The following is a 3,387-nucleotide window of genomic DNA, read 5'->3' on the forward strand; positions in this document are numbered from 1 at the left end:
GCTGGTTTACCTTCCAATGCTTTTTTTATTTCTCTATCAATCAATTTAACAAAACGAGAACGGGTATAATGTGGCGAAACAATTAAATGTTTATAACGATGTACTCTATAGTTGACTTCAAAAAATTCAAATACTTTTGACATATCCTTCAAAATTTTTGAATCACTTGTAAACAAGGTTACATCGGTGTAAATTTTAGCAGAAGATTCACTGAAATTTCCTGTAGAAACAAATCCGTATCTCCTAATTTCATCGTCTTCCAAACGTTCTACTAAACAAATTTTGCTATGTACTTTTAGTCCTTTTACACCAAAAATTAAGTTAATGCCTTCTTCTTGCATTTGTTCGGCATAAGAAATATTACTTGCCTCGTCAAAACGGGCTTGTAATTCAATTTGAACTGTAACTTTCTTTCCGTTTTTTGCAGCATTAATAAGTGAACTTACTATTTGAGAATTTTTAGATAATCTGTACAATGTAATTTTTATAGATTGCACTTTAGGATCTAAAGCTGCTTCTCTCAAAAATCTAATAACATAAGAGAAAGATTGATAAGGCGCGTGCAATAAATAATCTTTTTCTTTAATGCTTTGAAGCATACTTCCGTCTAAGCTTAAACCTTGAATGGGTAATGGCACATTTTGTTTGTACAACAAATCGTATCGTCCAAGATTTGGAAAATCCATATAATCTCTTCGGTTATGATATCTTCCACCAGGAATAATGGAATCGGAACTATCAATTTTCATTCTGTTTAGGAAAAACTCTAACGTGTCTTTTTCAATTGCTTGGTCATATACGAAACGTACGGGCTCACCTACTCTACGTTCTTTAACACTGTATGATATTTTTTCAATTAAACTTTTGCTCAAGTCTGAATCGAATTCCAATTGCGCATCTCGAGTTATTTTTATCATATGTGCATCAATACTTTCATAGTCGAAAATATTGAAAATATGATCTAAACTATATCGAATTACATCATCTAATAAAATAATATATTGTTTGTCTGAATTTGAAGGTAAAACTACAAATCTGTTAATAGTTTTTGGAATTTCAACAATGGCGTATCTAATTTCTTTATCGTTTAATATTTGAGAAATTAGTCCAGATTTGTTTTTATTCATTACCAATTTTACAGCTAAATATCCAGAAGTGTCTTTAATTAAAGGAAATTCAACTAAATCATTTAACATAATGGTAACTAATTCAGGACTTACTTTTTGAATGAAAAATTCCTTAATAAACGTTTCTTGGTCTTTATTTATTTGCTTTTCATTAATAATATAAATACCCTGTTTTTCAAGTTTTTTTTCAATATCGTTTAATATTCGTAAACTTTCAGATTGATGTTCAATTACAATTTCTGTAATATCCTTCAACAATTGTTCTGCAGAAATATCACCTAACATTGGTTTAGTATCAATTTTTTCTAATGTCATTCTGCGAATTGCAGCATAACGAACACGGAAAAACTCATCTAAATTATTCGAAAAAATACCTAAGAATCGTAATCTATCTAATAACGGCACATTTTCGTCTGCGGCTTCTTGCAACACTCTTGCGTTAAATGCTAACCAGCTTTTTTCTCTATCTATGTATGGGTTCATTCTTTTTGTTTATTCTGTTTAATTAGACGTAATAGTGTCTAAAATATTGGTTTTACAATTAATTTAAACTAAAAATATGTACTACCAAATTTAGGCATAAAGGTATTGTTTTCAATGATATTTAACAAAATTTGATGAAAATATAACATTTATTCAATCCGTAATTTTATATTTTTTGAAGGAATTTATAAAACAAAAACAGCATCAAAACGAGTTTTAATGCTGTTATTTGTAGCTATAATTCTAAATTATATTTTAATACCTGGAGGTAATAATTGTTGAAATTTTTTATTTTTTCTAAAAAAAGAAACAATTTTTGTATTGGTTGGTACTACTTTAAACTTTCGTTCTTCAGCAATATCTAAAACAGAAGTTATAAATTGATTTACTTTTTCTTCTTGTTCATTTTCATTCGCGCAAAGCTTTGTTAAAAATATTTTTCGCTCCTGAATGGCATATTCAATCGTTAAAAGTCCGCAAGCGGTTTTTGTTTCAAATTGTCTTAATAATTCATTGTCTTTAATTTCCTCAACTAACATAAATCTGGGTTTTAAATACTAACAAATCTTAATTGTTTGTTAAAATGTCTGCAAATTTACAAAAAAATAAAGACAAATCAAGTAGTAAACAAATGAAAATCATAACAATAGAAAATTATTTGTTAAATTTTGATATTTATATCTAAAAAAGAAACCCATTTAAAATTAAAATTATAATTTTAAGGCACAAAATCATCAAACTAATGTCGAAAACACACGTTTACTTTGTTCCGGGTTTAGCAGCAAGTATAGAAATATTTGAAAATATAAAATTACCCAAAGAACAATTTGAAATGCATTATTTAGAATGGATTTTACCTTTGCATCACGAAACCATAAAGAATTACGCCAAAAGAATGTGCGAAGGCATTACACAAGAAAATTGTGTATTAGTAGGTGTTTCATTTGGCGGAATAATGGTACAAGAAATGTCTGAAATCATTAAAACCCAAAAAGTTATTATTATTTCAAGTGTAAAAAGCAACCAAGAATTGCCAATTCATATGAAATTAGCCAAGGCTACAAAATTATACAAAGCACTTCCTACCAGTCTTTTAAGTCAAGTAAATTATTTATCAAGATATATAAAAGGCAGAGGATTATTAGCAAAACGCGTAAAATTATATAACCGCTATTTATTTATGAAACAAACAAAATATTTGGATTGGGCAATTGAAAATGTATTACTTTGGCAAAGAAGCATTCCTGATGAAAAAGTAATTCACATCCACGGTGATGAAGATATGGTATTTCCAATTTCTAATATTAAAAATTGTATCGTTGTTAAGGGTGGTACACATATTATGATTGTAAATAAGTATAAATGGTTAAATGAAAATTTACCCAAACTCATCTTAAAATGAATATCTTTGTTGTTATTAAAACTGTCAAATAACCTGTATATAAATGAAAAACTTACATAAAACACTAATTTTAATCCCCTTGTTTATTATTTGCGGATTTTTAATTTATGCTACTTCATACCAAAACGTACCAAAAAAAAACTATTTAGAATATCCGACTGATATGGATTTTTGTGGTGAGAAAGTACCTACTGATCAAGCAGATGTAAAAGAACGTTTGGACAGAGAAATGTTAGTGAATATCAATTTAAATGCTTCAACAGCCATTCTTATAAAAAGAGCAAATAAAGTTTTTCCAATTATTGAACCTATACTTGCAAAATATAATGTTCCTGATGATTTTAAATATTTAGCCGTTATTGAGAGCGGTTTAAT

The 3,387-nt window shown here is 28.0% G+C and carries 3 protein-coding genes and 1 pseudogene; 2 read left to right on the plus strand and 2 right to left on the minus strand.

The window, feature by feature from the left end:
- Together ppk1 and ACIQ11_RS09665 are read right to left on the minus strand one after the other, a co-directional pair.
- Positions 1 to 1,610 (minus strand): polyphosphate kinase 1 (ppk1, locus tag ACIQ11_RS09660; protein ID WP_396154423.1); only part of this gene is annotated, 1,610 nt, incomplete at its 3' end.
- Positions 1,611 to 1,858: 248 nt separating this feature from the next.
- On the minus strand, positions 1,859 to 2,149 hold the full coding sequence (locus ACIQ11_RS09665) for an N-acetyltransferase (RefSeq protein ID WP_291241876.1): 291 nt from the start codon (positions 2,147 to 2,149) through the stop codon (positions 1,859 to 1,861).
- 203 nt (positions 2,150 to 2,352) lie between these two features.
- On the opposite strand from ACIQ11_RS09665, the gene ACIQ11_RS09670 reads away from it, so the two are divergent.
- Together ACIQ11_RS09670 and ACIQ11_RS09675 are read left to right on the plus strand one after the other, a co-directional pair.
- On the plus strand, positions 2,353 to 3,012 hold the full coding sequence (locus ACIQ11_RS09670) for an alpha/beta hydrolase (protein ID WP_396154425.1): 660 nt from the start codon (positions 2,353 to 2,355) through the stop codon (positions 3,010 to 3,012).
- 43 nt (positions 3,013 to 3,055) lie between these two features.
- Positions 3,056 to 3,387, plus strand: a pseudogene (locus ACIQ11_RS09675) (lytic transglycosylase domain-containing protein); the annotation flags it as partial.

Origin of the sequence: Flavobacterium sp., from assembly GCF_044361065.1 — a bacterium.
Taxonomy (GTDB): Bacteria; Bacteroidota; Bacteroidia; order Flavobacteriales; family Flavobacteriaceae; genus Flavobacterium.

Excerpts from the sequence above, each read along its gene's own strand:
- ACIQ11_RS09665 (WP_291241876.1), bottom strand. The coding sequence starts at position 2,149 with ATGTTAGTTGAGGAAATTAAAGACAATGAATTATTAAGACAATTTGAA.
- ACIQ11_RS09670 (WP_396154425.1), top strand. The coding sequence starts at position 2,353 with ATGTCGAAAACACACGTTTACTTTGTTCCGGGTTTAGCAGCAAGTATA.